Annotated in this window: 20 protein-coding genes, 2 tRNA genes, 1 other RNA gene and 1 riboswitch; of the genes, 5 read left to right on the forward strand and 18 right to left on the reverse strand. The window is 64.7% G+C overall.

Going from position 1 to position 21,720, the window contains the following annotated elements; all coding sequences use genetic code 11:
- Positions 1–98: 98 nt before the first annotated feature.
- The 4 genes from rpsI to mutY form a co-directional block, all read right to left on the reverse strand.
- Positions 99–491, reverse strand: coding sequence for a 30S ribosomal protein S9 (gene rpsI / locus ABKF58_RS02315; RefSeq protein ID WP_014085984.1), 393 nt, complete (start codon positions 489–491; stop codon positions 99–101).
- Positions 492–505: 14 nt separating this feature from the next.
- Positions 506–934: a 50S ribosomal protein L13 gene (rplM, locus tag ABKF58_RS02320; RefSeq protein WP_008953419.1), complete on the reverse strand. Its 429-nt coding sequence runs from the start codon at positions 932–934 to the stop codon at positions 506–508.
- Positions 935–1,284: 350 nt separating this feature from the next.
- A complete protein-coding gene (locus ABKF58_RS02325; RefSeq protein WP_482583258.1) occupies positions 1,285–3,486 on the reverse strand; it encodes a RelA/SpoT family protein in 2,202 nt (733 codons plus the stop codon).
- Between the two features lie 62 nt (positions 3,487–3,548).
- The gene (mutY, locus tag ABKF58_RS02330) at positions 3,549–4,589 is read right to left on the reverse strand and encodes an A/G-specific adenine glycosylase (protein ID WP_482583259.1); all 1,041 of its coding nucleotides are present in this window, start codon (positions 4,587–4,589) and stop codon (positions 3,549–3,551) included.
- On the opposite strand from mutY, the gene ABKF58_RS02335 reads away from it, so the two are divergent.
- Positions 4,588–4,719, forward strand: coding sequence for a hypothetical protein (locus tag ABKF58_RS02335; RefSeq protein WP_255345168.1), 132 nt, complete (start codon positions 4,588–4,590; stop codon positions 4,717–4,719). The genes mutY and ABKF58_RS02335 overlap by 2 nt on opposite strands.
- A 3-nt stretch (positions 4,720–4,722) precedes the next feature.
- On the opposite strand, the gene ABKF58_RS02340 is transcribed toward ABKF58_RS02335, so the two are convergent.
- Positions 4,723–5,760, reverse strand: a complete 1,038-nt coding sequence (locus tag ABKF58_RS02340; RefSeq protein ID WP_482583260.1) for a hypothetical protein — start codon at positions 5,758–5,760, stop codon at positions 4,723–4,725.
- A gap of 174 nt (positions 5,761–5,934) precedes the next feature.
- Between ABKF58_RS02340 and ABKF58_RS02345 the strand changes: the two genes are divergently transcribed.
- Both ABKF58_RS02345 and ABKF58_RS02350 read left to right on the forward strand, forming a co-directional pair.
- Positions 5,935–7,161, forward strand: coding sequence for a THUMP domain-containing class I SAM-dependent RNA methyltransferase (locus ABKF58_RS02345; RefSeq protein WP_482583261.1), 1,227 nt, complete (start codon positions 5,935–5,937; stop codon positions 7,159–7,161).
- A 361-nt stretch (positions 7,162–7,522) separates the two neighbouring features.
- The gene (locus tag ABKF58_RS02350) at positions 7,523–8,866 is read left to right on the forward strand and encodes a dicarboxylate/amino acid:cation symporter (RefSeq protein WP_482583262.1); all 1,344 of its coding nucleotides are present in this window, start codon (positions 7,523–7,525) and stop codon (positions 8,864–8,866) included.
- 91 nt (positions 8,867–8,957) lie between these two features.
- On the opposite strand, the gene ABKF58_RS02355 is transcribed toward ABKF58_RS02350, so the two are convergent.
- Positions 8,958–9,857 carry a DMT family transporter gene (locus ABKF58_RS02355; RefSeq protein WP_482583263.1) on the reverse strand — a complete coding sequence of 300 codons (900 nt, stop codon included), beginning with the start codon at positions 9,855–9,857 and terminating at the stop codon, positions 8,958–8,960.
- A 132-nt stretch (positions 9,858–9,989) separates the two neighbouring features.
- On the opposite strand from ABKF58_RS02355, the gene ABKF58_RS02360 reads away from it, so the two are divergent.
- Entirely contained in the window at positions 9,990–10,769 is a 780-nt protein-coding gene (locus ABKF58_RS02360; protein ID WP_482583264.1) for an AraC family transcriptional regulator, read from the forward strand.
- A gap of 56 nt (positions 10,770–10,825) precedes the next feature.
- Here the strand turns inward: ABKF58_RS02360 and ABKF58_RS02365 are convergent.
- From ABKF58_RS02365 to ABKF58_RS02400, 8 genes are all read right to left on the reverse strand, one after another.
- Positions 10,826–10,901: transfer RNA gene (locus ABKF58_RS02365), tRNA-Phe, on the reverse strand.
- A gap of 46 nt (positions 10,902–10,947) precedes the next feature.
- Positions 10,948–11,023, reverse strand: a tRNA-Phe gene (locus ABKF58_RS02370).
- A 153-nt stretch (positions 11,024–11,176) separates the two neighbouring features.
- Positions 11,177–11,827, reverse strand: a complete 651-nt coding sequence (gene maiA, locus ABKF58_RS02375; RefSeq protein WP_482583265.1) for a maleylacetoacetate isomerase — start codon at positions 11,825–11,827, stop codon at positions 11,177–11,179.
- Complete coding sequence (locus ABKF58_RS02380; protein WP_482583266.1) at positions 11,820–12,803, reverse strand: fumarylacetoacetate hydrolase family protein; 984 nt, start codon at positions 12,801–12,803, stop codon at positions 11,820–11,822. Before ABKF58_RS02380 ends, maiA begins: the two co-directional genes overlap by 8 nt.
- Before the next feature lie 46 nt (positions 12,804–12,849).
- Positions 12,850–12,925, reverse strand: a non-coding RNA gene (locus ABKF58_RS02385) — sX9 sRNA.
- A gap of 62 nt (positions 12,926–12,987) precedes the next feature.
- Complete coding sequence (locus ABKF58_RS02390) at positions 12,988–14,118, reverse strand: homogentisate 1,2-dioxygenase (protein ID WP_482583267.1); 1,131 nt, start codon at positions 14,116–14,118, stop codon at positions 12,988–12,990.
- Positions 14,119–14,355: 237 nt separating this feature from the next.
- Positions 14,356–15,438 (reverse strand): 4-hydroxyphenylpyruvate dioxygenase, encoded by a 1,083-nt coding sequence (hppD, locus tag ABKF58_RS02395; protein WP_008953429.1) that lies wholly within the window; start codon positions 15,436–15,438, stop codon positions 14,356–14,358.
- A gap of 77 nt (positions 15,439–15,515) precedes the next feature.
- Positions 15,516–16,301, reverse strand: coding sequence for a phenylalanine 4-monooxygenase (locus ABKF58_RS02400; protein WP_482583268.1), 786 nt, complete (start codon positions 16,299–16,301; stop codon positions 15,516–15,518).
- 171 nt (positions 16,302–16,472) lie between these two features.
- Between ABKF58_RS02400 and ABKF58_RS02405 the strand changes: the two genes are divergently transcribed.
- Entirely contained in the window at positions 16,473–16,952 is a 480-nt protein-coding gene (locus ABKF58_RS02405; protein WP_008953431.1) for an Lrp/AsnC family transcriptional regulator, read from the forward strand.
- A gap of 155 nt (positions 16,953–17,107) precedes the next feature.
- Here the strand turns inward: ABKF58_RS02405 and ABKF58_RS02410 are convergent, their stop codons facing one another.
- The 4 genes from ABKF58_RS02410 to metK form a co-directional block, all read right to left on the reverse strand.
- On the reverse strand, positions 17,108–17,533 hold the full coding sequence (locus ABKF58_RS02410) for a TIGR00645 family protein (RefSeq protein WP_482583269.1): 426 nt from the start codon (positions 17,531–17,533) through the stop codon (positions 17,108–17,110).
- A gap of 142 nt (positions 17,534–17,675) precedes the next feature.
- Entirely contained in the window at positions 17,676–18,512 is an 837-nt protein-coding gene (gene metF, locus ABKF58_RS02415) for a methylenetetrahydrofolate reductase [NAD(P)H] (protein ID WP_008953433.1), read from the reverse strand.
- Positions 18,513–18,752: 240 nt separating this feature from the next.
- Positions 18,753–20,165 carry an adenosylhomocysteinase gene (gene ahcY, locus ABKF58_RS02420; protein WP_014085972.1) on the reverse strand — a complete coding sequence of 471 codons (1,413 nt, stop codon included), beginning with the start codon at positions 20,163–20,165 and terminating at the stop codon, positions 18,753–18,755.
- Between the two features lie 64 nt (positions 20,166–20,229).
- Positions 20,230–20,300, reverse strand: a riboswitch (S-adenosyl-L-homocysteine riboswitch).
- Positions 20,301–20,477: 177 nt separating this feature from the next.
- Positions 20,478–21,647: a methionine adenosyltransferase gene (metK, locus tag ABKF58_RS02425; RefSeq protein ID WP_014085971.1), complete on the reverse strand. Its 1,170-nt coding sequence runs from the start codon at positions 21,645–21,647 to the stop codon at positions 20,478–20,480.
- Between the last annotated feature and the right edge of the window lie 73 nt (positions 21,648–21,720).

Consider the following 21,720-nt stretch of genomic DNA (forward strand, 5'->3'; position numbering starts at 1 on the left):
ATGTCGCAAAGACGACAGTCTAAGTAGAGTAACCAGCCAACGCAACAAAACAAAAAAGCCACCTCGCGGTGGCTTTTTCGATCCAGTCCAGCAGCGGATTAACGCTTGGAGAACTGCTTGGCGCGGCGTGCTTTACGCAGACCGACTTTCTTACGCTCGACTTCACGGGCATCGCGGGTAACGAAGCCAGCGTGGGACAGAGCGGGCTTCAGCTCGGCGCTGAAGTCGATCAGGGCACGGGTGATGCCGTGACGGATGGCGCCGGCCTGGCCGGTTTCGCCGCCACCAACCACGTTCACCTTGATGTCGAACGACTCGAGGTGCTCGGTCAGAGCCAGCGGCTGGCGGATCACCATGCGGCCGGTTTCGCGGGCGAAGTACTCGTCAACCGGCTTGCCGTTGACGATGATCTGGCCGGAACCCTTTTGCATGAATACACGCGCTACCGAGCTCTTGCGACGGCCGGTACCGTAGTAATATTTACCGTTCATCTTTTGCCTCTAAATCAGAATTCCAGCACTTTCGGCTGCTGAGCAGTGTGCGGATGTTCGCTACCGGCGTATACCTTGAGCTTCTTGATCATGGCGTAACCCAGCGGACCCTTCGGCAGCATACCCTTGACGGCTTTTTCCAGAACACGTTCCGGGAACTGGTTTTGCAGTTCGGTGAAGGAACGCTCTTTGATACCGCCCGGATAGCCGGTGTGACGGTAGTATTTCTTGTCGAGTGCCTTGGCACCGGTAACACGCAGCTTGTCGACGTTAACGACTACGATGTAGTCGCCGGTATCAACGTGCGGGGTGAATTCCGGCTTGTGCTTGCCACGCAGACGGCGGGCAACTTCGGCCGCGAGGCGACCCAGCACCTTGTCCGAGGCATCGACCACGTACCACTCGCGCTTTACTTCATGCGGCTTGGCAGAAAAGGTCTTCATGGAGCTCTTCCATCGTAAATTCTTGAAAGTTCCGGATTCTATTACAGTGCCTGGGGACTGTCAAACCCTTGTGCGGCAACAGAAAAGGCGAGGTGAGGCGAGCTCGGAAAAGTGTTGTAACGGGTGTCTCAAAGCACCAGAAATGCCACCTGGGGCTTGTGCAAAAGGCAAAAAAAAGCGCAACCGTTAGATTGCGCCAAGTTCCACCTAAGAAGGAGGATGGAGGAGACAACACCAAAACGCACACGTTGCATGTAACGTCCTGATGCAGTACCGATTATCGGCACATGTGATCGATTACGCAAGTATTTTTTGTGCAGTGCAGTATAAATTTGCAACTGACGCCAGAATCACACTCGCCTAGCCTCAAGAATTCCTTGCAAATCAAGCACATGAGACAGGACACGGTTGATGTCGTTGACCTGCCGCACCTCGACGGTGAAACGCATCCGCGCCTTGAGATCCTTGGAGAGCGTGTTCACGGCAATGACATTGAGCTTTTCCCGCGACAAGACGTCGGAAATATCGCGCAACAGGCCGTTGCGATCATGCGCGATCACTTCTATGTCGATCGGGAACACGCTGGTCTTCTGCTCGCCCCAGTCGGCGGCGATCAGGCGCTCGGGGGCATCGGCCGACAGCCGTTTGAGCGTGAGGCAGTTGGCGCGATGGATCGAGATGCCGCGCCCCTTGGTGACGAAGCCGACCACGGCGTCGGGCGGCGCCGGCTTGCAGCAACGCGCCAGCTGCGTCATCAGGTTGTCGATGCCTTCGATCAGGATGCCGCCGGCGTTGTGCCCGCCCTTGCTGCGCTTGACCAGGTCTTCCGGGGCGATGTCCGGCGGCGGCGGCGGGGCGAAGCTCTCGATCGCCTGGGCGACCGAGCGGATCGACAGCTCGCCGTGGCCGAGCGCGCCGTAGAGTTCGTCCATGCGCGCAAAGCCGAGTTTTTCGGCGAGCGCGGCCAGGTTGGGTTGCAGGTTGGGGTGGCGCGCCAGCTCTTTCTCGAACAGCTGTCGCCCGCTCTCGCGCACCGCGTCGGCGTTCTGCAGCCGGATGTGCTGGCGGATCTTGGCGATGGCGCGATGGCTCTTGACCCAGCCTTCGTGCAGCCAGTTGACGCTGGGGCCGCCTTCCTTGGCCGCGAGGATTTCGACGCGCTGGCCGTTCTGCAGCGGCGTGGACAGCGGCACGATCTGCCCTTCCACCTTGGCGCCGCGGCAGCGATGGCCGAGGTCGGTATGGATGGCGTAGGCGAAGTCGATCGCGGTGGCGCCGCTGGGCAGCGCCAGCACCCGGCCGTTGGGAGTCAGCACGTAGATGGTGTCGGAGAACAGCTCGGTCTTGAAGGCGTCGGTCAGGCCGGAGCGGTCGGAGACCTCCTCGCGCCAGTCGAGCAGTTGCCGCAGCCAGGAGATTTTTTCCTCGTAGGCGGCATCGCCCTTGCCTCCCTCCTTGTAGCGCCAGTGCGCCGCGACGCCGAATTCGGCGTGTTCGTGCATGTCGAAAGTGCGGATCTGCACTTCGATGACGCGGTCTTCCGGGCCGATGACGGCGGTGTGCAGGCTGCGGTAGTCGTTGGCCTTGGGATGCGAGATGTAGTCGTCGAACTCGCCCGGCACCGGTTGCCACATGCTGTGGATCAGGCCCAGCACGGTGTAGCAGTCCTTCACCGATTCGACCAGCACGCGCACGGCGCGGATGTCGTACAGCTCGGAGAAGTCGAGGTTTTTCTTGCGCATCTTTTTCCAGATGGAATAGATGTGCTTGGGTCGACCGGCCACCTCGCCGTTGATGTCGGCGGCGCGCAATTCGCCGCGCAACGTGTCCAGCACGCGCGCAATGTAGTCGATGCGGCCTAGGCGGCGCTCATCGAGCAGTTTGGCGATTTTCTTGTAGTTTTCAGGTTCGATATGGCGGAATGCCAGATCTTCCAGCTCCCACTTGATCTGCCACACGCCGAGACGGTTGGCCAGCGGGGCGAACACGTCCATGGTTTCCTGAGCGATGGCGCGACGCACCGGTTCGGGGCATTCGGTCAGGTAGTGCATGGTCTGGGTGCGCCAGGCCAGCTTGATCAGCACCACGCGGATATCGGCCACCATGGCGAGCAGCATCTTGCGCATGGTCTCGGCTTGGCGCGCGCGCTCCTCGGGGGTGTCGAGCTTGTCGATGCGGGCGATCTCGGTGAGCCGGCGCACGCGGTTGACGCCATCCACCAGCACCACGACGGTGGGGTTGAATTCGATCGTCATCCATTCGTGCCAGTCTTCGCGGAAATCCGGCACGGCGAACAGCAGCGTGGCGACCACGGCGTCGGTCAGCAGGTCGAGGTCGGCGACGATGGCAGCGGCCGATACGGCGTGGCTGAACACGTCCTCGCCGGTCTGGGTCAGGCGCTTGCCGGCGTACAGCTCGCGCGCGCTGTTGAAGGCGCGGGCCAGCGCACTGCGGTCGGCCTCGTTTTGCGAGGCGGAAAGGTGCTCGAGCCAGCGCTGCGGATCGGCGGCACCAGCCAGGGTATCGGCTACGGAACGGACTACGGAAACCATGATTCTCTATTCTCGTGACGGCCGCTTGGCCGTCCTCTTCGTCAACATCGCACGCTGAAGGTTCAGCGCTCTTCGGCCAACCTGTGCAGCAGCCGGCGCACCGGGGCCGGCACCCCGGCATCGGGAGCCTCGTCCAGCGCCAGCCAGCTGCCGTTTTCTTCCTTCGCCACGCGCCCGTCCAGAGCCTCCAGCCGCAACGGCTGCGGGGTGATGATCAGCCGGAAATGCGAAAATACGTGTTCCAGCTCGGGCCAGGCCGGCAACAGGTCGCCCGGGCCGCGCTCGCGCCGCCATGCCTCGACGGCCTCGGAAGTCTCGAACTCCGGCAGCGACAGCAAGCCGCCCCAGATGCCGCTGGGCGGACGCCGCTCCAGCCAGACGCGGTTCTGGTGCACGGCCAGCAGCATCACGGTACGCCGCGTCGGCACCACTTTCTTCGGCCGGCGCGCCGGCAGTTCGGCGCAGCGCCCGTCGCGCGCGGCGACGCAGCGATCGACCATCGGACAGACGGTACAGGCCGGCTTGCTGCGGGTACAGACGGTGGCGCCCAGATCCATCATGCCTTGGGTATAGGCGGTCATGCCTTGATTTGGCAGCAGCGATTCGGCCAGCGCCCACAACTGCTGCTCGACCTTCTTCTCCCCGGGAAAGCCCTCGACGCCGAAGCAGCGCGTCAGCACGCGCTTGACGTTGCCGTCGAGGATGGCCTCGCGCTGGCCGAAAGCGAAGGCGGCGACCGCCGCCGCGGTGGAGCGGCCGATGCCGGGCAGACGCTCGATCTGGCTGCGCTGCTGCGGGAATTGCCCGCCGAACTCGCTCATCACCATGCCCGCGGCCTTATGCAGATTCCGTGCCCGGGTGTAGTAGCCGAGGCCGCTCCACAGGGCCAGCACGTCGTCGAGCGGCGCTGCAGCCAAACTGGCGACGTCGGGAAAACGCGCGAGAAAGCGTGCGTAATACCCCAGTACCGTGCTCACCTGGGTCTGCTGCAGCATGATTTCCGACAGCCATAACCGGTAGGGATCGCTCACCTGCCACGGCAGTCCGTGCCGTCCGTGAGTTTGCTGCCAGGCGATCAGGCGCTCGGCGAAGGCGCTTTCCATGCTGCTTTTCCTGCTGAGAAACGAACCGGACATGGTACTGCAAAGCCCTGACGCGACCAAGACGCAGCGCGGCATTGGGCATGGGAATTCCAAGCGCCGCCGGGCGATCTGGCTTAAAATAGGGGATTGATTTTCACGAGATGTTCCATGTCCAGCTTCCGCTCCCGCCAACGCGCCAACGTACGCCGCGACCAGACCCACCGCGACCGCCAGTGCTCAAGCCGCTCCCACGACCGGCAATGATGCCCCGGCCGGCAAGCCGCCGCGCCAGGAAGAGCGCCGGCATTTCGACCGGAAGCCGGACAGCCGGCCGCATGGCCAGGGCAAGCCGCCGCGTCGCGAAGGCGAAGGCTTCGGCCAACAGGATCGCCGCCAATTCGGCGACAAGCCGCGCTTCGGCCAACCGCGTCAGCAGGGCGAAGGGCAGGAACGCCGTCCGGGTCCGCGCCGCGAGGGCGAAGGCTTCGGCCAGCAGGAGCGCCGCCAATTCGGCGACAAGCCGCGCTTCGGCCAACCGCGTCAGCAGGGCGAGGGGCAAGAACGTCGTCCGGGACCGCGCCGCGAGGGCGAAGGCTTCGGCCAACAGGAGCGCCGCCAATTCGGCGACAAGCCGCGCTTCGGCCAACCGCGTCAGCAGGGCGAGGGGCAGGAACGTCGTCCGGGACCGCGCCGCGAGGGCGAAGGCTTCGGCCAGCAGGAGCGCCGCCAATTCGGCGACAAGCCGCGCTTCGGCCAAGCGCGCCAGCAGGGCGAGGGGCAGGAACAGGGCTTCGACCGGAACAAGCGCCATTACGGCCAGTCGCGCAAGGACAGCGCCGCGTTCGGCAAGAATGAACCGCGCGATACCGCCGAACAGCCGCGTTCCGGTCCATCCCGCTCCCAGGGGGAATGGCAGGAGCGTCGCCCCGCGCCGCGCCGTGAAGGTAAAAGCTTCGCCAAGCACGGCAAACGCCAAGGCGACGAGCCGCCGCGTTTCGGTCGCGACCGCTCCGATCAGCCACGCCGCCACGAAGCGGACAGCCGCCAGGAAGACGAGGCGCTGCCGTTCACGCCAAGCCCGACCGGAGCCAGAAAGCCGACCTTCATCAGCCGGCCCAAGGAGCAGGACGACCAGACCGCCAGCCCGGCTCCGCGCCGCGAAGATGATCGGCCGGCGCCGCAGGCGCGCCACGAGTCGCGCCCCCGTTACGATGCCGGTCGCAGCGAAACCGAAGCCGGTGACGACGCCCCGCTGTTCACCCCGAGCCCGACCGGCGCCAAAAAGCCCGGCTTCATCAAGCGCGCCGGCGACGCCGAAGCGCGCCCGGCGGCACGCGAAAGCCGCGCGACGCCGTTTGCCGGCGGAGTGCGTCCGGAAGGCCCGCGCCAGCCGGCGCCCAGCGCCCCGCTGACGGTCGGCCGCAAGGTCCAGCTGTCGCTGTTCGCCCCCTGCCCGCGCGGCCTCGAAGAGGTGCTCGCTGGCGAACTGACGGCTCTGGGGGCGCAGCATATCCAGCCAACCGATGGTGGGGTCGGCTTCAGCGGCGACGCCAGCATGATGATGCGCGCCAACCTGCACAGCCGCACCGCCAGCCGTGTGCTGATGCTGGTGGCCGAAGGCTGCTACGCCTCCGAGCACGACGTCAACCAGCTGGCGATGCAGGTGGACTGGCCGCGCTTCTTCGACGTCAGCCGCACCATCAAGCTCAAGACCGACGGCGTCGGCTCGCAGGTGCGTAGCCTCGATTTCGTCTCGCTGACGGTGAAGGACGCCATCTGCGACCGCTTCCGCCAGTCCGGCCTCGGCCGCCCCTCGGTCGACACCCGCACCCCCGACGTGCGCGTGCAGGTGTTCCTGACCCCGGACACCGCCAAGATCTACCTCGACACCAGCGGCGAGCCGCTGTTCAAGCGCGGCTGGCGCGAGGAAACCGGCGAGGCGCCACTGCGCGAGAACCTCGCCGCCGGCATCCTGCTGCTGGCCGGCTACGACGGCAGCCAGCCCCTTATCGACCCGATGTGCGGTAGCGGCACCTTCCTCGTGGAAGCCGCCGACATCGCGCTCCAGCGCGCGCCGGGCCGCAACCGCCGCTTCGCCTTCCAGCGTCTGCGCGACTTCGATTCGGTCGCGTGGGAAGCGCTGCAGCTCGACGCCGGGTTGGCCGAAAAGCCGCTCGCCCCGCTTGCCATCCACGGCTCGGACCGCGACGCCGCGATGACCGCGATCGCCCGCCACAATCTGCAGGCGGCAGGCCTGGCCGAGGTCGTCACGCTCAACACCGGCGAGGTGCTCGACGCCCGCCCGCAGGGCGAGAACGGCCTGATCGTCAGCAACCCGCCCTACGGCGTGCGTCTCGACGAACAGGACGCGCTGGCCGCGCTCTACCCGCAGCTGGGAGACTGGCTCAAGCAGCACTTCGCCGGCTGGACCGCGTACTTCTTCACCGGTGACCTGCGCCTGGCCAAGCTGATCCGACTCGAGGTGAAACGCCGCGTGCCGCTCTATAACGGCGCCCTGGAATGCCGCCTGTTCGCCATCCCGCTGGTGGCCGGCAGCGCGCGCCGCGACAAGGGCGACGAACACGCCGGCTAAGCCAGCCCCGCCCGCCCTCGCAACCGCCATCGTCATGCCGACATGGCGGTTTTGTTTTGGGCGGCACCCGCGCGTTGCCGGCGGCGGCGGGATGGTCTTTACTTCTAGCAGGGTGCCGCTTGTCCCGGCCGCACCATGCTTTCACGCCAGCACCTTCCTTCCGGTGTTTCGTTCACGCTGGATGACGCACGACAACGTATCGATGCCGATTGGGAATGGCAGCCATTCTGTTTCGTTAGGGATTTCGCCAATTAGCCGACGCTAATGTGCCTGCTACGATCATCGTATGGTCGTGCCACACCTCACCGAGCCCCGGTCACGACCTTCACACACGATATCGTTGATTGCGACAGGGAATGACATGAAGAAACCGTTCTACACCCGTCTGTACTTCCAGGTGCTGCTGGCGATCGCCATCGGCGTCACGCTGGGTGCCGTGGCACCGGATTTCGCCGCCAAGATGAAGCCGCTGGGCGACGCCTTCGTCAAGCTGATCAAGATGATGATCGCCCCGATCATCTTCACCACCGTGGTGGTCGGCATCGCCAAGATGGGCGACATGAAGGAAGTCGGCCGCGTCGGCGGCAAGGCCTTGCTGTACTTCGAAGTGGTGACCACGCTGGCGCTGGTGATCGGCCTGGTGGTGGTCAACGTGCTCAAGCCGGGTGCCGGTCTCAACATCGACCCGTCCACGCTGGACTCGGCCGCCGTGGCCAAGTACGCCGCCGGCGCCAAGTCGATGAACACCATCGACTTCTTCATGAACATCATCCCGCATAGCGTGGTATCGGCCTTTGCCGAAGGCGATATCCTGCAGGTGCTGCTGTTCTCGGTGCTGATGGGCGCCGCGCTGTCGGCCATGGGTGAAAAGGGCAAACCGCTGGTGAGCATTCTCGATGAATTCTCCCACTCCATGTTCCACATCATCGGCATGATCATGAAGCTGGCCCCGATCGGAGCCTTCGGCGCCATGGCGTTCACCATCGGCAAGTACGGCGTGGGTTCGCTCAAGCAACTGAGCTACCTGATGCTGTGCGTGTACCTGACCTGCGCCGCCTTCGTCTTCATCGTGCTGGGCACCATCGCCAAGCTGACCGGCTTCAGCCTGTGGAAATTCCTCGCCTACATCAAGGAAGAGCTGATCCTAGTGCTGGGCACCTCGTCGTCCGAATCGGCGCTGCCGCGCATGATGACCAAGATGGAAAACCTCGGCTGCGCCAAGCCGGTGGTGGGCATGGTGATCCCGACCGGCTACTCGTTCAACCTGGACGGCACCTCGATCTACCTGACCATGGCTGCCATCTTCATCGCCCAGGCGGTGAACGTGGACCTGACGCTGGGCGAAGAGCTGGGCCTGCTGGGCGTGCTGCTGCTGACCTCCAAGGGGGCTGCAGCCGTGACCGGCGGCGGCTTCATCACGCTGGCCGCGACCCTGGCCACCCTGCACGGTAAGCTGCCGGTGGAAGGCCTGGCGCTGCTCCTGGGGGTAGACCGCTTCATGTCCGAAGCCCGCGCCATCACCAACCTGATCGGTAACGGCGTGGCCACCGTGGTGGTCGCCAAGTGGGAAAACGCGCTCGACGTGGAACGCATGAACCGCGTGCTGAACGGCGAGACAGTAGAAGAAGCCGACACCCCGGAAGCCGTTGCGGAGCAAGGGCTGGACACCGTGGTGCTGACCACCAAGCCGGGCGTCAACGCCTGAAGCAGATTCCTTGTCCGCTCAAAACCCCGTCACACGTGACGGGGTTTTTTTATTGCCGGCGGGCAGGCCCGTCGAGCGAGATCGCGCCGGCTCAGGCGCGACGCAGGTTGACCAGCACGATGCCGGCAAACACCAGCAATGCGCCGACGAGAAAACGCGGGTCGAGCGGTTCGCCCAGCAGCAGCACGCCGAATGCCACACCGAACAGCGGTGTCAGGAAGGAGAAGGCCGACAGGCGCGACGCCAGGTAACGGCGCAACAGCCAGAACCAGGCAAGGAAGCTGGCAAACGCCACGATCACGCCCTGAAACAGCAGGCTGGCCCAAGCGATCGGACTCATCTGCAGCGTCGCCCACTGCCCCGTGCCACCACCCAGCGCCAGCAGCAGCACCGAGGCCACGGTGAGCTGGTACAGCAAGGTCTGGGACGGAGACGCTTCGGACAGGCTGGAAGCGCGCACCACGATGGTGGTAGCGGCCCAAAGCAATCCCCCCAGCAGACCCAACGCATCGCCCAGCAGCATGCGCCCCCACTCCCCCTGCCCGCTCAGGCCGTTGGAAAAGGCCAGCGCAATGCCTGCGAACGCCAGCCCCACCCCGCCCCACTGCGCCCGCTCCAGATGTTCGCCCTTGACGCGCCAGTGCAGGCCCAGCGCGGTAAAGATCGGCGCCGAATAAAGAAACACCACCATGTGCGAGGCACTGGTATAGATCAGCCCGACCGAGACGCACAGGAATTCGCCGGCAAACAACGCGCCAGCCACCAGCCCGGCACGAAACCGGCCGTCGCGCAGGGAGAAGCGCTCCCGGCGCCAGCACATCAGGGCGCCCACCAACAAGGCGGCGAGCAGGGAGCGCAACCCGATCTGCATGATGGGACTGACGGCACTGGCCGCCAGTTTGACGGCCACCTGCTGCATTCCCCAACACAGGCAGAGCAGCAACATCAATCCGGCGGCGAGGCCATCCAGCGGTTTGCGAGCGGTCGACATGATAGTTCCGATTCTCAAAGTCATGGTCGGGGCGCAAAAGCACCGGCCCCGATGAAGATATCCCGATTGTAGCGATGGCGGTTTACAATCAAATAACGAATTTCCGACAACCCATAGGGAGTTTTGGACAATATGGCGCATCGCCAACAACTGCCGCCCCTGCTCGAACAGCTGACTCAGCCGGTATCCTTCCGCGTGGTGCACCTGGAGGGCGCCAGCGAGTACCCCCCGCACCGCCATGCGGCGGGGCAGTTCGTCTATTCGTTCAGCGGGGTGCTGGAGGTGGGGATGGCAGGGCGTCACTACCTGGCGCCCCCGCAGTACGGCATCTGGATTCCGCCACAGCTGGAACACGTGGCGAGCAACCGCTACGAGGCGAGCTACTGCTCGCTCTATCTGGAGCCGGCGCAGTGTGCCGACTTGCCACGGGAAGCATGTACCCTGGCGATCAACCCCTTGATACAGGCCATTCTCGACACTCTGCGGCGGGGGCAGCTGGAATACCCCCGCACCGAGCGTGAGGGGCGTCTGTTCCAGGTACTGCTCGACCAGCTGGCGGAGAGCCCATGCCACGACAGCTACCTGCCGATGTCAGACGACCCGCAGCTGGGCAAGGTACTGCATGCCCTGCAGCAGCAGCCGGGGGACACGCGCTCGCTGGCAGCGTGGGCCGGCGAGGTGCACAGCACCGAGCGTACGCTGTCGCGGCGCTGCCATCGCGACCTGGGGATGTCCTTCAGCGCCTGGCGGCAACGGCTCAAGGTATTGCAGGCGATTGCCCTGCTGGAAGACGGGCGCCCGGTGCAGGACACCGCGCTGGAACTGGGTTATAGCAGCGCGTCGGCCTTCATCGCCATGTTCCAGCGCCTGATGGGACTGACACCCGAGGAATACCGCCGACAGTGGCGCTGAATGTAGATCGGAAACGAATAAGCCCGAACGATGACGTTCGGGCTTTTTCTTGAATTTGGTGGCCAATCTCGGAATCGAACCAAGGACACGCGGATTTTCAATCCGCTGCTCTACCAACTGAGCTAATTGGCCATGAAAACACAGTTTGCCGATCGTTGTTACCACAGGAAGAATCGAGTGGTGGCCAATCTCGGAATCGAACCAAGGACACGCGGATTTTCAATCCGCTGCTCTACCAACTGAGCTAATTGGCCCCGATCCGGCTAACTGCGCCGTCAGAGAGCAGCATTAAAGCAGATGCATGACATGGCCGTCAAGCCCTAATGCGAGAAAGTCATGCAAATGGCGATCGCATGAAAAACGGTCAGACATGGCCGCACCGGCCATTCCAATGCGCTTTGCCACGCTCAGGCCGGCGGCGTGTCGGGCTGACGCGACGGGTGAGCGGCGGCGAAGGCCGGCAGCCGCTCCAGCGCCTCGCCCACGGCGACCAGCCGTGGATACGGCGCCAGATCGACGGCGAAGCGCCGTGCGTTGAACAGCTGCGGCACCAGGCACACGTCGGCCAGCGTGACATTGTCGCCGACGGAATAGCTGCCGGCCGTGTCTGCCAGCAGACGCTCCAGCGCGGCAAAGCCTTGCGTGATCCAGTGCCGATACCATTCATTGCGCGACTCGTCTCCGACGCCGAGTTCGCCCTTGAGGTAATTCAGCACCCGCAGGTTGTTGAGCGGATGGATATCGCAGGCGATGGACTGGGCGATGGCGCGGGCGCGGGCGCGCGCCACCGGCTCCAGCGGCAGTAGCCGCGGCGTGTCGAGGTAGGCTTCGTCGAGGTATTCGCAGATCGCCAAGGACTGCGTCAGCAGCACGCCGTTGTCGGACAGCGCCGGGACCAGTCCCTGCGGGTTGAGCGCCAGGTAGGCGGCGCCCTGCTGCTCCCCCTTGACCAGGCTGACCGGCGCCTGGATGTAGTCCAGCTCCTTCAGGTTGAGCGCGATGCGTACCCGGTAGGCGGCGCTGGAACGGAAATAGTCGTACAGGATGCGCTCAGTCATGCGCCACCACCGTCTGTTCGATGGCGCCGAACACGCTGGCGCCGCTGGCGTCGTGCATCTCGATGCGCACCGTGTCGCCCACCTTCATGAACGGGGTGCGCGCCTCGCCACTGTCGATGATCTCGATCATGCGCTGCTCGGCGAGGCAGCAGCTGCCGACGCGACGGTCGTGGTTGGAGACGGTGCCGGAGCCGACGATGGACCCGGCGCAGAGGGCGCGGGTCTTGGCGACGTGGGCCACCAGCTCGGGAAAGCCGAACTGCATCTCGACGCCGGCATCGGGCTCGCCGTAACGCCGCCCGTTGTAGTCGACCAGCAGCGGCAGGTGCACTTTGCCGCCGTGCCAGGCGTCGCCCAGCTCGTCCGGGGTCACCGCCACCGGCGAGAAGGCGGTGGCCGGCTTGCTCTGGAAGAAGCCGAAGCCCTTGGCCAGCTCGCTCGGGATCAGGTTGCGCAGCGTGACGTCGTTGACCAGCATCAGCAGGCGGATGGCGCGGCCGCAGGCCTCGACGCCGGCACCAAGGGCCACGTCGCCGGTGATCACCGCCACCTCGCCTTCGAAGTCCAGCCCCCACGCCTCGTCGCGCAGCGGGATCGGTGCGCACGGCGGCAGGAAGTTGTCCGAGCCGCCCTGGTACATCAGCGGGTCGAGGTAGAAGCTGTCCGGCACGGTGGCGCCGCGCGCCTTGCGCACCAGCTCGACGTGGTTGAGGTAGGCGCTGCCGTCGGCCCACTGGTAGGCGCGCGGCAGCGGGCTGTGGCAGCGCGTGGGGTCGAAGGCTTCGATGCCGGCGGCCTCGCCGCGGTTGAGCGCCTGGTAGACCTGTTGCAGTTGCGGTTCGACGACGTTCCAGTCGTCGAGCGCCGCTTGCAAGGTGTCGGCGATGTGCGGCACGGTGACGGCGCGGGACAGGTCGTGGCTGACGACCATCAACTGGCCGTCGCGGGTGTGGTTCTGATAGGTGGCGAGTTTCATCGGTGGGTTCTCGTCTTGCTCGTTGTCCGGACATAGACTCGGAAGCGGCTCTCAAAGTGTAACGAGCGGTCGTCAGCGAGGGGCGGCTGGAGCTCAGGAACCGGAATGGACACGTAGTCCATGAGGATTCCGAGCACCTACCAACCCGAGATCACGGCCGCGCAGTAACTTTGGGGGCGGCTTCTCAGGCCTTGGGTTTCCAGCTGTCTACATAGCCGCTCCATTCCACGCCGGCCATCCCCTCGCCCTGCTCCAGCGCGTCGCGTGCGTCGATCATCACCGCCACTTCGTCGGTGAATGTCTTCGGCTCGCTCATCGCCTTGGCGAACGCCTTGGGGTGTGGGCCGTGGGTGAAGCCGGCGGGGTGGAAGGTCAGCATGCCGGGCTTGATGTTGTCGCGGCTGAAGAAGTCCCCTGCGTGGTAGAAGATCACTTCGTCGTAGTCGTCGTTGTTGTGATAGAACGGCACTTTCAGAGCGCCGGGATCGGATTCGATCGGGCGCGGCACAAAGGTGCAGATTACGAAGCGCTCGGCGACGAAGGTGCTGTGCGCCGACGGCGGCAGGTGGTAGCGGTGCGACATCAGCGGGCGGATGTCGCGCCAGTTGATGCGGCATACCGCCAGGTTGCCGTGCCAGCCGATGGCGTCGAGCGGGTTGAACGGGTAGGTCACGGTGGAGAGCGCGCCGCGGCGCTTGATCACCACCTGCCATTCGTCCTCGCTCTGCTGGGCGCGGAAAGCGTCGTCGATCTGCGCCATGTCGAGCATGGCTTCGTCGAAGATGGCGTGCGGCCCGACCAGGCCCTTGTCCGGCAACTGGTAGGCGCCGTTGGTGGCCTCGATCAGCAGCATCGTGGTGTGCGCGGCCGGTTCGATGCGCCAGCTGGTGGAGCGCGGAATCAGGAGGTAGTCGCCGTCGCGGTAGCTGAGGTGACCGTAGTCGCAGAACAGCTCGCCCGAGCCCTGGTGGATGAACAGCACGTCGTCGCCGTCGCCGTTACGGAACAGCGCTGGCATGGCCTGGTCGACGCTCCAGAGGCGGAAGTCGCAGTGGGCGTTCTTGAGCACCGACGCCGCCTCGAACGGCATGCCGCCCTGCTGCGGCAGCTCGTTCAGGTCGAAGGCGCGCGGACGCAACGGCCCTTCCCAGGCGCTCCAGGCGGTGGGCGGGTGCTTGTGGTGCAGGTGGGTGGCCGGGCCGAAGAAGCCGCTGCGGCCGACTTCGCGTTCGTAGATGCCCTCGGCCGGCAGGTCGGCGTGGGCCTGGCGCGAGACGGTGCCCTCGCGGTGCGGAAAGCTGATCCATTTGCGCATGATGCAATTCCTGTGTGGTCTGGCACGGGCTTCGGCCAACCTCGAAGGTTGGCCGAAAGGCAACGCTTGGCGGCGCGGAACGGGGGCAAGCCATCGCCCCACAGGGATTCCCTGCGCTCAATGCCGCGCCTCGCGGCCGGTTCGCCCCAAAAGGGTGGCAAGGCTGGGCCGTAGCAGTGGTACGGCGAGCCTCATCGGGCCGGCCTCGCAGGGCACAGCCGATTCAGCCCCTCGTTCTCAGTCGGCCTTCAGCACGCCGCGCTTGATCTGGTCTTCCTCGATCGACTCGAACAAGGCCTTGAAGTTGCCCTCGCCGAAGCCTTCATTGCCCTTGCGCTGGATGATCTCGAAGAAGATCGGGCCGATCACCGTCTCGGTGAAGATCTGCAGCAGGATGCCGGCGCCGTCCACCGGCGCACCGTCGATCAGGATGCGGTTCTTGCGCAGCCGCTCCAGGTCTTCGCCGTGGCCCGGCACGCGCGCGTCGGTCCGGTCGTAGTAGCTGTCCGGAGTATCGAGGAAGCGCGTGCCGGCGGCCTTCAGCGTTTCCACCGTGTGGTAGATGTCGTCGGTGGACAGCGCGATGTGCTGGATGCCCTCGCCGTGGTAGGCGCGCAGGAATTCCTCGATCTGGCTCTTGTCGTCGGACGACTCGTTGATCGGGATGCGGATCTTGCCGCACGGGCTGGTCATCGCCCGCGACACCAGCCCGGTCAGCTTGCCCTCGATGTCGAAGTAGCGGATTTCCTTGAAGTTGCCGATGCCTTCGTAAAAGCCGGCCCACTTGTCCATGTTGCCGCGCATCACGTTGTGGGTGAGGTGGTCGATCTCCTTCAGCCCCACGCCGACCGGGTGCTGGTCGACGCCCGGCAGCGGCACGAAATCGACGTCGTAGATGTTGTGCTCGGCGCCGTAGCGGTCGACGAAGTACAGGGCCGAACCGCCGATGCCCTCGATCGCCGGGATGTTCAGTTCCATGCAGCCGATCGGGCGCTCGTACGGGTCGCCGCCATGCGCCAGCGCGTAGTCGTAGGCGCGGGCGGCATCCTTCACGCGCCAGGCCATGGCGCAGGCCGACGGCCCGTGCACCTTGCCGAACTCGCTGGCGGGCTGGGTGCGCTCGCCGTTCAGAATGAAGTTGATGTCGCCCTGGCGGAACAGCCGCACGTTCTTGCTGCGGTGGCGGGCGATCTCGGTGAAGCCCAGCGACAGGAACAGCTGGCGCAGATGCTCCAGTTCTTCTTCCTGCGGCGCGGTGAACTCGACGAACTCGAAGCCGTCGGTGGCAAGCGGGTTGCCGGTCAGGCTTTCCATCTTCATTGCGGGTTTCTCCTCTGTTTTACTTCAGGGGCCCTCTACTGGGGCCATCCGGGTGGGTGTGGGGCAATCAGTCGCGCTCAGGCCAGACCGTTTTGTTCGGTCCAGCGCGCGAATTCGTGTTCCAGCTGATCGAAACTGTCGATCACGAACAGCTGGTCCTGCATGTGCCAAATGTCGTACGGCGTGTCGGCGACCAGGCCGATGTCGAAATCGACCTTGCGCGTCTGCCCCGACAGGCTGTAGAGCACCTCGTTGGGCGAGGACAGGATGCCGGCACCGTAGAGGCGCAGGCCTTCCGGATTACGGATCAGGCCGAACTCCACCGTGTACCAGTAGATGCGCGGCAGCCAGACGCGGCCTGGGTGCTCACTCTCGAAGGCCTTGACGCCGGCGCGGCCGAAGCGCTCGAAGAACGAGGCGAAGCGTGGATTGGAGAGCAGCGGCGCGTGACCCAGCAGGTCGTGGAACATGTCCGGCGCCGGGGTATAGCCGATCTCCTCGGGCTTGCGGATGAAGTCGGTGGAAGGGAAGATGCGCTGCGCCAGGAGCTCGAAGAATTCCTTGTCGGGGACGATGCCGTCGACCCGGGTCAGGCGCCAGCCGGTGGCCGCCTCGATACGGTCGCTGATATCGGCCAGGCGCGGGATATGCTCTTTGGGGAAATCGATCAGCGCGAGCCCGGCCAGGAACTCGTTGCAGGCCCGCCCCGGCAGCACCGCCCACTGGTTGGCCAGCAGCGTGGCCCAGGTATGGTTCTCGATGTCGGTGTAATCCGGCACCACGGCCCGGTGAATGTCCAGCTCGGACGGCAAGGCGGACAACTTCATGTCCGCGCGCTCAAGCGCCGCATCGGCGGTGTACATGGCATGCTCTCCTCGGTAAACGCACTGCAGCGGTCTGACGCCACTGTTAAAATGCAACATGCTTCCAAGCTCATTTTAGGCAATTTGCTTCGCAATTTCCTTGCAAAGAAACCCAAAAAATACTAATAACTAAAATAAAATTTTACTATTAAGCGAAGATACGAGAACAAAATGCCAGACATGACTCTAGACAAGACAGATTTGCGCATCCTGGCGGAACTCCAGCTCAACGGCCGCCTGAGCAACGTCGAGTTGGCCGAACGCATCGCGCTCTCCCCCTCGCCGTGCCTGCGCCGGCTCAAGCAACTGGAAGAATCCGGCGTCATCCGCCAGTACGTGGCCCTGCTCGATCCGGCACGCATCGGGTTGGGGCTGCAGGCCTTCGTGCGCGTGATGCTGGAGAAGCGCGGCAACCTGGACTTGTTCATCGACGCCGTGCAGCGCTGGCCGGAGGTCATCAACTGTTACGCCATGACCGGCGAGATGGACTACCTGCTGCAGGTCTACTTCGAGGACATGGAGCACTTCTCGCGCTTCGTGATGGACCAGCTGCTGCAGCAGCCGGGCATCCAGGACGTCAAGTCGAGCTTCGTGCTGAAGGAATTCAAGCGCACCGCCGCCCTGCCGCTCGACCACCTGAAAGGCGGCTGAGCAGGGCGCGTCGCGGGCTCGCCGTCCGGCTGCCGCAGGCAGGCCGGCGGTGGCGTCTGACGTCGGCAGCCGGACGCAAGCGCGTGGAGAGCGATTCCCCGCCCCTGCTCCGGGATGAAAAAACGGCCCCGCGGGGCCGTTTGCTTGTGAGGCGTTCAGTGCTTGTTGCTGTGCACGGTGGAGTACAGCAGCTTGTCGGTGTAGGCGATCGCCGCCGCCGACACCAGGAAGGCCAGGTGCAACAGCAACTGCCACTTGATGGTGTGTTCCGGCAGCTGGCTGGCGTTGATGAAGGTCTGCAGCAGATGGATCGACGAAATGCTGATGATGGCCATCGACAGCTTCACCTTCAGCACCGAGGCGTTGACGTGATCCAGCCACTCCGGCTGATCCGGATGGTTGTCGATGCGCAGCCGCGACACGAACGTCTCGTAGCCCCCCACCGTCACCATCAGCGGCAGGTTCGCGATCATCACCACGTCGATCAGCGCCAGCACCGACAGCATGATCTCGGTTTCGGTCAGCACCGGCAGATTGTGCAGCAGCTCCCACAGCGAGGACAGGAACTTCCAGGCGTACACCCCCTGCACCACGATCAGGCCGAGGTAGATCGGCAGCTACAGCCAGCGGCTCCAGAAGATCACCTGCCCGAGGCGCGATTTGCGCGCCTCGCTCGCGTGCCGGGCGTCCACCAGGGGCGAGGTCTCGTTGATCGTCGCCCCCTCACAACCCCAGGCGTTGCCAGATGGTCGAAACGATGCCGGCCTGGTTCAGGGTGTAGAAGTGCAGGCCAGGGGCGCCGCCCGTCAGCAGGCGGTCGCACAGCTCGGTCACCACGTCGAGGCCGAGGGCTCGGATCGAGGCGGTGTCGTCGTAGTAGGCCTGCATGCGCAGGCGCAACCAGCGCGGCACTTCGGCGCCGCACATGTCGGAGAAGCGGCACAGCTGGCCGAAGTTGGCGATCGGCATGATGCCCGGCACGATCGGGATGTCCACGCCGCGCGCCTGCACCTCGTCGACGAAGCGGAAGTAGGCGTCGGCGTTGAAGAAATACTGCGTCATCGCCGAATTGGCGCCGGCCTGCACCTTGCGCACGAAGTTGTTGAGGTCATCCTCGGCGGAGCGCGCCTGCGGGTGAAACTCCGGGTAGGCGGCGACTTCGATATGGAAATGATCGCCATGTTCGGCGCGGATGAACGCCACCAGCTCGTTGGCGTAGCGGAACTCGCCGGCCTCGCCCATGCCCGACGGCAGGTCGCCGCGCAGCGCCACGATGTGACGAATGCCGTGGCTGCGGTACTCGTTGAGAATGGCGCGGATGTTGTCGCGGGTGGAGCCGATGCACGACAGATGCGGTGCGGCGGCGTAGCCCTCGTTGCGGATCTCCAGCACCGTCCCCAGCGTGCCCTCGCGCGTGGTGCCGCCGGCGCCGAAGGTGACGGAGAAGAACTCGGGCTTGAACTGCGCCAGCTGCTGACGCGTGGTACGCAGCTTGGCGATGCTTTCCGCCGTCTTGGGCGGGAAAAACTCGAAACTGAAGGTACGCGGCTTGGTGCTCATGATCTGATCTCTGTCGCCGCCCCGTGCCAAGGTTGGCCGAAGCGGTCGTTATTCCCGAATGGTTTCGTTTGCTGCCATGGCAAGTCTATTTCACCCGGCGGCCCAACCCAAGCAAGGCTCGCTCCGTGCCGGCCACGGCGGGTGGCGGACGTCACCAGCCCGGTCTCGGGCAGCAGCAATAGACCCACGGCACTAGACGAGAAAGGCGGGCTGCCCTGCCCGCCCTTCATCGTCCCGACATCAATAGCGATAGTGCGCCGGCTTGTACGGGCCTTCCTTCGGCACGCTGATGTAGTCGGCCTGCTGCTGGGTCAGCTCGGTCAGCTTGACGCCGATGCGCTCCAGATGCAGGCGCGCCACCTTCTCGTCCAGGTGCTTCGGCAACACGTAGACCTCTTTGCCGTACTTCTCGCCGTGCTGGAAGATTTCCATCTGCGCCAACACCTGGTTGGTGAAGCTGTTCGACATCACGAAGCTCGGGTGGCCGGTGGCGCAGCCCAGGTTCACCAGGCGGCCTTCGGCCAGCAGGATGATGCGGCGGCCGTCCGGGAAGATGATGTGATCGACCTGCGGCTTGATGTTTTCCCACTGGTACTGGCGCAAGCTGGCGACTTCGATCTCGCTGTCGAAGTGGCCGATGTTGCAGACGATGGCGTTGTTGCGCATCTTCACCAGATGATCGTGGGTGATCACGCCGACGTTACCGGTGGTGGTGACGAAGATGTCACCCTGGTTGCACACGTCGTCCATGGTCACCACGCGGTAGCCTTCCATCGCCGCCTGCAGCGCGCAGATCGGATCGATCTCGGTCACCCACACGGTGGCGCCGAGGCCGCGCAACGATTGCGCGCAGCCCTTGCCCACGTCGCCATAGCCCAGCACCACGGCGATCTTGCCGGCGATCATCACGTCGGTGGCGCGCTTGATGCCGTCCACCAACGATTCGCGGCAGCCGTACAGGTTGTCGAACTTGGACTTGGTCACCGAGTCGTTGACGTTGAACGCAGGGAACGGCAGGCGGCCTTCCTTCTGCAGCTGGTACAGACGATGCACGCCGGTGGTGGTTTCCTCGGTCACGCCCTTGATGTGCTTGAGGCGCTTGGAGTACCAGTTGGCGTCCTGCTCCAGGTAACGGGCGATGGCGGCGTACAGCGCCACTTCTTCCTCGTTGGTCGGCTTGGCGATCAGCGAGCGGTCGCTTTCGGCGCGCGCGCCCAGCATCAACAGCAGCGTGGCGTCACCGCCGTCGTCGAGGATCATGTTGGCCGGTTCGTTTTCCGGCCATTCGAAGATCTTGTGCGAGAACTCCCAGTACTCGTCGAGCGACTCGCCCTTGAAGGCGAACACCGGGATATTAGCGGCAGCGATGGCAGCGGCGGCGTGGTCCTGGGTCGAGAAGATGTTGCAGGAAGCCCAGCGCACGTCGGCACCCAGGGCCACCAGGGTCTCGATCAGCACGCCGGTCTGGATCGTCATGTGCAGGCTGCCGGCGATGCGCGCGCCCTTGAGCGGCTTGCTGTCGCCATATTCGGCGCGCAGCGCCATCAGGCCCGGCATTTCGGTCTCGGCAATCGCCAGTTCCTTGCGGCCCCAGGCGGCCTGGGCCATATCGGCAACGTAGAAATCGGTAAAGGTATCAGCCACAGCGTTCATCAAGAACTCCACGATGTGGCCGGTGGGATGCGGCTCACCCGCAAACCCGTCCGGCACGGGGTTATGAGGGTGAGCGCCGTTGATGCGGAAACCGAGCCTGGGAGGGAACAGCCTCTCGCAGCGCTCCTCGGTTTAGCCCGGCATTGTACCCGTAAAACACTCCGGCCGAACAGGGAGGCGCCGGCACTGCAGCGGCAACACCACACCCGGCAACGGGGCTAGCCGAGCAGGCAGGCCGCCAGTTCCCCCTCCTCCGCGCATGAAAAAAGCGGGCACACGGCCCGCTCTTGGCATCAGAAAATCCGACGCGGATTACAGCCCGGCGTCGGCGCGCAGCGCCGCGGCCTTGTCGGTGCGCTCCCAGGTGAATTCCGGCTCCTCGCGGCCGAAGTGGCCGTAGGCGGCGGTCTTGCCGTAGATCGGGCGCAGCAGGTCGAGCTGCTGGATGATACCCTTCGGGCGCAGGTCGAAGTGGCGCTTGACCAACTCGACGATCAGCTCGTTCGGCACCTTGTTGGTGCCGAAGGTGTCGACCGAGATCGAGGTCGGTTGCGCCACGCCGATGGCGTAGCTCACCTGGATCTGGCACTGGCGCGCCAGCCCGGCGGCGACGATGTTCTTCGCCACGTAGCGGCCGGCGTAGGCGGCCGAACGGTCGACCTTGGACGGGTCCTTGCCGGAGAAGGCGCCACCACCGTGCGGCGCGGCACCACCGTAGGTGTCGACGATGATCTTGCGGCCGGTCAGGCCGCAGTCGCCCTGCGGACCGCCGATGACGAAACGGCCGGTCGGGTTGATCAGGAAGCGGGTCTCGGCGGTCAGCATCTCCGGCGGCAGCACCGGCTTGACGATATCCTCGATCACCGCCTCGGTCAGTGCCTTGTGGTCGATGTCCGGCGCGTGCTGGGTCGACAGCACCACGGTATCGATGCGCTTGGGCAGGCCGGTCTCGGCATCGTAGACGCAGGTGATCTGGCTCTTGGCGTCCGGACGCAGCCACGGCAGGCGGCCGTCCTTGCGCAGTTCGGCCTGGCGCTGCACCAGGCGGTGCGCGTAGTAGATCGGGAACGGCATCAGCGTCGGGGTTTCGTCGCAGGCGTAGCCGAACATCAGACCCTGGTCGCCGGCACCCTGGTCGAGGTCGAGGCCCTGGCCTTCGTTGACGCCCTGTGCGATATCGGGCGACTGCTTGTCGTAGCCGACCAGCACGGCGCAGCCGCGGTAGTCGAAGCCCATATCGGCGTTGTCGTAGCCGATGCGCTTGACGGTCTCGCGCGCGATCTTGATGTAGTCGACGTTGGCGGCCGTGGTGATCTCGCCCGCCAGCACCACCAGGCCGGTGTTCACCAGCGTTTCGGCCGCAACGCGTGCATGCTTGTCTTCGCGCAGGATGGCGTCGAGGATGGCGTCGGAGATCTGGTCGGCTACTTTGTCCGGATGCCCTTCGGACACCGATTCAGAAGTAAACAGGTATTCGCTCATTGATTTTTCATTCCCGGAGAAAGCCTAAAACTGAAGGATGATAAAATAGGCCGATTCCACTTTTCATTCTGAA

It is taken from the genome of Pseudogulbenkiania sp. AW2-16, assembly GCF_056824575.1.

Excerpts from the sequence above, each read along its gene's own strand:
- rpsI (WP_014085984.1), bottom strand. The coding sequence starts at position 491 with ATGAACGGTAAATATTACTACGGTACCGGCCGTCGCAAGAGCTCGGTA.
- rplM (WP_008953419.1), bottom strand. The coding sequence starts at position 934 with ATGAAGACCTTTTCTGCCAAGCCGCATGAAGTAAAGCGCGAGTGGTAC.
- ABKF58_RS02325 (WP_482583258.1), bottom strand. The coding sequence starts at position 3,486 with ATGGTTTCCGTAGTCCGTTCCGTAGCCGATACCCTGGCTGGTGCCGCC.
- ABKF58_RS02335 (WP_255345168.1), top strand. The coding sequence starts at position 4,588 with ATGCTGCTTTTCCTGCTGAGAAACGAACCGGACATGGTACTGCAAAGC.
- mutY (WP_482583259.1), bottom strand. The coding sequence starts at position 4,589 with ATGGAAAGCGCCTTCGCCGAGCGCCTGATCGCCTGGCAGCAAACTCAC.
- ABKF58_RS02350 (WP_482583262.1), top strand. The coding sequence starts at position 7,523 with ATGAAGAAACCGTTCTACACCCGTCTGTACTTCCAGGTGCTGCTGGCG.
- ABKF58_RS02355 (WP_482583263.1), bottom strand. The coding sequence starts at position 9,857 with ATGTCGACCGCTCGCAAACCGCTGGATGGCCTCGCCGCCGGATTGATG.
- ABKF58_RS02360 (WP_482583264.1), top strand. The coding sequence starts at position 9,990 with ATGGCGCATCGCCAACAACTGCCGCCCCTGCTCGAACAGCTGACTCAG.
- maiA (WP_482583265.1), bottom strand. The coding sequence starts at position 11,827 with ATGACTGAGCGCATCCTGTACGACTATTTCCGTTCCAGCGCCGCCTAC.
- ABKF58_RS02380 (WP_482583266.1), bottom strand. The coding sequence starts at position 12,803 with ATGAAACTCGCCACCTATCAGAACCACACCCGCGACGGCCAGTTGATG.
- ABKF58_RS02390 (WP_482583267.1), bottom strand. The coding sequence starts at position 14,118 with ATGCGCAAATGGATCAGCTTTCCGCACCGCGAGGGCACCGTCTCGCGC.
- hppD (WP_008953429.1), bottom strand. The coding sequence starts at position 15,438 with ATGAAGATGGAAAGCCTGACCGGCAACCCGCTTGCCACCGACGGCTTC.
- ABKF58_RS02400 (WP_482583268.1), bottom strand. The coding sequence starts at position 16,301 with ATGTACACCGCCGATGCGGCGCTTGAGCGCGCGGACATGAAGTTGTCC.
- ABKF58_RS02405 (WP_008953431.1), top strand. The coding sequence starts at position 16,473 with ATGCCAGACATGACTCTAGACAAGACAGATTTGCGCATCCTGGCGGAA.
- metF (WP_008953433.1), bottom strand. The coding sequence starts at position 18,512 with ATGAGCACCAAGCCGCGTACCTTCAGTTTCGAGTTTTTCCCGCCCAAG.
- ahcY (WP_014085972.1), bottom strand. The coding sequence starts at position 20,165 with ATGAACGCTGTGGCTGATACCTTTACCGATTTCTACGTTGCCGATATG.
- metK (WP_014085971.1), bottom strand. The coding sequence starts at position 21,647 with ATGAGCGAATACCTGTTTACTTCTGAATCGGTGTCCGAAGGGCATCCG.